Here is a 4,986-nt window from a genome sequence, read left to right as displayed (position 1 = left end):
TCCGCGCAGCTGAAAGATTACAGTTTTAAAAAGCCGGCCTATGGTTTTTTGCATGAACACGCGGGCACGGAAATGGCCTTTCAGCGTGGTACGTATGAGCATTATGACTACCCGGGGCGCTATAAGAGTGATGCCGCCGGGAAGCCGTTTACCCAGTACCGCCTTGAGCATTTAAGACGTGATGCCATCACGGCGACGGCGCAAAGCAATGTCCCGCAGGTTCAGCCGGGCATGCTGTTTGACCTGGTTGACCATCCGGATGACGCCACGAACCGTGACTGGGTGGTGGTCTCTGCCCACTGTGAAGGCACCCAACCGCAGGCGCTGGAAGAGGCTGGCGGTGAGGGCATGACGACGTTCCACAATACTTTTTCAGTGATTCCTGCTCACCGGCCGTGGCGTCCGACACCGCAACCCAAGCCTTGTGTCCATGGCCCGCAAATCGCGATTGTCACCGGTCCGGATGGCGAGGAGATCTTCTGTGATGAACATGGCCGGGTGAAGGTGCAGTTTCCCTGGGACCGTTATGGTAACAGTGATGATGCCTCAAGCTGTTGGGTACGTGTCTCTCAGGGCTGGGCCGGCGGTCAGTATGGCATGATGGCCATTCCCCGCATCGGTCATGAGGTGATTGTCTCTTTCCTTGAAGGTGACCCGGACCAACCAATTGTTACCGGGCGCACGTATCACGCCACCAATGTGCCTCCCTATCCGCTGCCCGCTAACAAAACGCGCACGGTACTCAGAACCGAAACCCATCAGGGCGAAGGTTTTAACGAGCTTCGCTTTGAGGACCAGGCGGGGCAGGAAGAAATCTATGTCCATGCCCAGAAGGACATGAACCTGCTGGTCGAGAATGACCGCAAGGACAACATCAAGCATGACCTTCATCTGGATGTGGAGAATGAAAGGTTCCAGCACATCAAGGTCGATGACCACCTGACCGTGGATGGGCAATCCAAAGAGCATGTGAAAGGTGATATCAGCCTGACAGTCGATACCTCACTGCACATCAAGCAAGGAAAGAAACAACTGCTCGAAGCAGGCACCGAAATTCACCATAAAGCGGGCAACAAAGTCATCATCGAAGCAGGTACAGAAATTACCGTCAAAACCGCCGCTGGTTTTGTAAAACTGGACCCTGCGGGGGTTCATATTTCAGGCCCTGTCGTGAACCTCAACTCAGGAGGCAGTGCGGGAAGTGGCAGCGGGTTTGGGGGGCTCAAACCTATGCTGCCAAACGAACAACGCGCATTTAATCGACGGGTCATGATACTTCATGACAAGTCTGAAGAACCTGTTCCATTTGTTGATTATCGAATCGAACTCGCTGACGGAACTGCCTTTGAGGGTCAATCTGACAAAAATGGCATTGCTTACTTCGTTGAGTCTGGCGAAGAACCACAACCCTTTAAAGTTTACTTGAGAGATGAAGGATGAATTGGAGATTAGCCAGTGAAGGGAGCACCACACCTTCCAGTGATTCAGAACCATTAGTCGTTCGAGCCCCGATGGGTAATCAGTTTTGGCTCGAAAACACCGGTGATGGTAACTTGGATGTTAAGTATTATGTTAACGGCCAAGCCTCCCCTCCACTTCCTCAAACCTCAGACAGGCCAACGTTGCTAGACAATAGCCTTGCGGGCACCACAGGAAAACTTGAAATAGAAGTCAACGGCGAGAAAACAACACTTATAGAAGATATTGACTCTTCGTTGCTTACATCTCCAGCCGAGCTTCGCGGAGGTTTAGTTGTTGGTCAACCAAAAAACATAGCGCCAGAACCAAACCCAAGAGTACCCTTTTCTCCTGACACACCACCACTCGACGCAAGAATATTGTTGCCCGACAATGCACTTGGAAATACAGAAATTGACCTTATTTCTGTTATTCCTAGCGCCCCTCATATACAAGCTATTAGCGATGAGGGTATCTATAGTGTTGACACATTGACAGATGGCCAAATTTCTTGGCTAAAGGAGTCATTTCTGCAGAATTCGGTAGCCACAGTGGGAAACGAATTAGCTGTAGCTATCAGACAAACGGTTAGTCACGGCAAAGAGTTCGGTATTAAAGCCGCAAGAGACTTTCTGAAAGAGGTTATATTTCAAGGGAAGTTTGCAATAAAGAACATTTCCTCATGGGGTGGGAAACCAGCGATTGTGTTCAAGGGAAACCATCGTTCTCGCACTTTCCTTACAGCCGTAATGTATGGCGTAAAAAACAAAAAGATGACATATATTTCAAGTTATTCCGAGATAGCTAAAGATATTATCGATGGTAATGTTAGCGGCGCTTCCAAATCAGCCGTGGCAGGAAGTATGCCACTAAAATCTGGTAATTTTGTCGGCTTTGCCATAGCAGCAGCATTTGATGTCCACGCTTTCATGAAAGATGATGACCCGGAGAAGAATTGGGGAGGTCTCCTTGGCATGCTAGGCGTGACATTTGTGAAAGTTTGGGCTGCGGGCTTTGTCGGTCTGCTTGCAGCAAGTGCATTTTTAGCGGCCGTTGCTGGCGCACCGGTTCTTGCCGTAGTTGCAGTTGGTGCTGCTGTAGCGATTGTCGTTGGAGTTGGGCTAGACTTCCTTGATACCCAACTGGGTATAAAAGAAGGTGCCCGCAAGATAGGTCGAGGCTTTGTTGATATCATTGATAGCCTACTCAGCTTTTCGTTTGAAGACCTTGAAGGTATGGTAGATCGATGGGAACAAGACTTTAAATCGTCTTTGAGAGAAAACGACCCGAATGGCTATTGTGCTCTATTCTGCAGCGATTCACTTGATCAACTGGATGCTTGGATGAGAGGTTTGGGTGGTAGAGGTCTTGGAGGTAGATTTTAGTGGTAACTATGCTCAACACTGGGAAAAAAGCCGTAAATGTGGCGAGTTTTATTTCAATCTTCATTTCAATTTTATGCTTGTCGCTTACATTGAGCCTGTACGCAGTAAACAGCGAGAAGTTCCTATTTCAGAGCATTTTCGTAGTACTGTTAATTTTTATATTTTTTTATTTCCACCTTGCTGGTCGAAATGACAAAGACAGTAATCCAATAAGATACTGGGCTTCAACATTAAGGAAGGCATTGTTGAGCGTCTACTTGTCTATGAGCTTGCTTCCTCTTTTTTTCATCGAATCACTCCCAGGAACACCTTATTTAGTTATGGCTTCGACTTGTCTAATCTCTGGTTTAACCGCTTTTCTTTCTGGAAAATACTATTTCAGCACTGAAATCCTAAACCAGAAGATGACACGAGCAGGCATGTTCACTAATGACTATGCAAACGGCACTGAAACTATCTCTGCTGGAGTATTTCACTCATTTCGAGCCCCAACCAACGCCATCGCATCACTTTTTTTAAAAATATTCAAATCCATACTGGTCTCACTGTGTATTGCAGCTCTATTGTTTGGAGCAAGTGCAGGCTTTGTACTTCTTGCCTTAGTTGAAATACTACAGCCTAGTTCTCCTGAGGTTTCATCTCACGCGATCATCATTTTTTTTGCGATTCTCCCCCTGACAACAGCTGGTATGGTCTACATATACCCCATGACAGCGTTTATTAAGAAATGGGGAAAGAACAATACATTGAGTAACGAATGATGATCACTCAAAGAGGTTGCCTATTAGTCGCATTAGTACTCACATGTATCTCAATGCCTATTAAGGCCTTTGCATCGTTAGAGGGAAGCTACTCCACACCTGCCGACTCATCGACGTCTCAACAGTATGTCGTGGGTGTGTTCAGCGGTAAGCTCGCCATCGAAAATGATGGAGACATCTACCTCGCGAAAGAAATGGATAGGACTGAAAGAGCAGAGTTTGCGGAATATCTTATGATGGGTAGCTCCGAGCTAAATGATGCGAAATGTCTAGTGACACCCTCTAAAGACCTCGCGTTAATCGAAAAAGCTGCTTCATCCGCCGGTGCTGATGTCGCCGAGGTGACGGCATCCGGTAAATCCGCACTGAAATTTGTTGATGATCAGAACCAAAAAGCCATTATCACGCTCACGCCGAAATACAAAATCCGCCAGATACTCTGTGCTTCGGAAACAGAGATTGAGCTCGCTGAAAGTAAGATTTTCTTCTTTAGCAGGCTGTTGGGTATTGTCCCTTTGGTTAAAAACTAAGAATTTAATAAGGAATAAGTCATGGGAAATGCAGTTCGACTGGGGGATACGGGAACAGACCACGATGGTTTCCCACCAACGCCAACAACCGCTGGCTCTGGCACAGTTAAAATTGATGGTATCCCAGTTTGCCGTTTGGGCGACCCACTGGCACCTCATGACAAACCTAAGCACCCTCCACATGGTCGAAGTATTGCGGCAGGTTCAGCGACGGTTTTTGCTGATGGAAAACCCGTAGCAAGAACGGGAGACCCAGTAAGCTGCGGTGGCGTAGTTATTGGCGGCGGCACAGTAAATATCGGTTAACCTGTTGTATTACTCTTACCTTTCTTAGTTTATCTTACCAAACTAACCGCCTAATCTCTGAATGTATTGGGCGGTATCAACCTTCACCAATTCAAATACCTAGCCCCAGAAACTTCCTATTTCACTTCAAATCAACCTGACCAATCCGGCCAAATCTTGCTCGCTGAGCAACTTTTCGCCCAAACCACAAGCAATACCTTGCTCTCCTCTTTCCATGATTAGGCTAACTCACTGTTTTCATTGAACTCCATCACTGGCACACCCCTTGCGTTATTACCCACGTAGTAAACAACCTCCTCCGAATTTTTATAGGGAAATTACAATGCCAACTCCTTGTTATATCGCCATCGAAGGCAAAACCCAGGGCAACATCACTGCCGGCGCCTTCACCGCTGACTCTGTCGGTAACATCTACGTGGAAGGCCACGAAGACGAGATGCTGGTCCAAGCCTTTGACCACATCGTGACTGTACCGACTGACCCACAAAGCGGTCAGCCTTCCGGCCAGCGTGTTCACAAGCCGTTCAAGTTCACCGTGGCACTGAA

At 47.5% G+C, this 4,986-nt stretch carries 6 protein-coding genes; all 6 read left to right on the top strand.

Annotation, left to right across the window (positions count from 1 at the left end):
• On the top strand, window positions 1-1,440 hold a 1,440-nt coding region (gene tssI / locus D515_RS24805), incomplete at its 5' end, for a type VI secretion system tip protein TssI/VgrG (protein ID WP_239644019.1).
• Window positions 1,437-2,843: a hypothetical protein gene (locus tag D515_RS24800; RefSeq protein WP_002542863.1), complete on the top strand. Its 1,407-nt coding sequence runs from the start codon at window positions 1,437-1,439 to the stop codon at window positions 2,841-2,843. The genes tssI and D515_RS24800, both read left to right, overlap by 4 nt.
• Window positions 2,843-3,604, top strand: coding sequence for a hypothetical protein (locus D515_RS24795; protein WP_002542862.1), 762 nt, complete (start codon window positions 2,843-2,845; stop codon window positions 3,602-3,604). The genes D515_RS24800 and D515_RS24795 overlap by 1 nt, the downstream gene beginning before the upstream one ends.
• A 53-nt stretch (window positions 3,605-3,657) precedes the next feature.
• Entirely contained in the window at window positions 3,658-4,134 is a 477-nt protein-coding gene (locus tag D515_RS24790; RefSeq protein ID WP_152442444.1) for a hypothetical protein, read from the top strand.
• 21 nt (window positions 4,135-4,155) lie between these two features.
• Window positions 4,156-4,440: a type VI secretion system PAAR protein gene (locus D515_RS24785; RefSeq protein WP_002542860.1), complete on the top strand. Its 285-nt coding sequence runs from the start codon at window positions 4,156-4,158 to the stop codon at window positions 4,438-4,440.
• A gap of 322 nt (window positions 4,441-4,762) precedes the next feature.
• Window positions 4,763-4,986 (top strand): type VI secretion system tube protein TssD (tssD, locus tag D515_RS24780; RefSeq protein ID WP_039850678.1); only part of this gene is annotated, 224 nt, incomplete at its 3' end.

It is taken from the genome of Grimontia indica, from assembly GCF_000333895.2.
Lineage (GTDB): Bacteria > Pseudomonadota > Gammaproteobacteria > Enterobacterales > Vibrionaceae > Enterovibrio > Enterovibrio indicus.
The sequence above is the reverse complement of the archived record's forward strand: the minus strand, read 5'-3'. Positions and strand labels throughout refer to the sequence as shown.

Coding starts and splice junctions, on each gene's coding strand:
- D515_RS24790 (WP_152442444.1), top strand. CDS start 3,658: ATGCCTATTAAGGCCTTTGCATCGTTAGAGGGAAGCTACTCCACACCT.
- D515_RS24800 (WP_002542863.1), top strand. CDS start 1,437: ATGAATTGGAGATTAGCCAGTGAAGGGAGCACCACACCTTCCAGTGAT.
- D515_RS24785 (WP_002542860.1), top strand. CDS start 4,156: ATGGGAAATGCAGTTCGACTGGGGGATACGGGAACAGACCACGATGGT.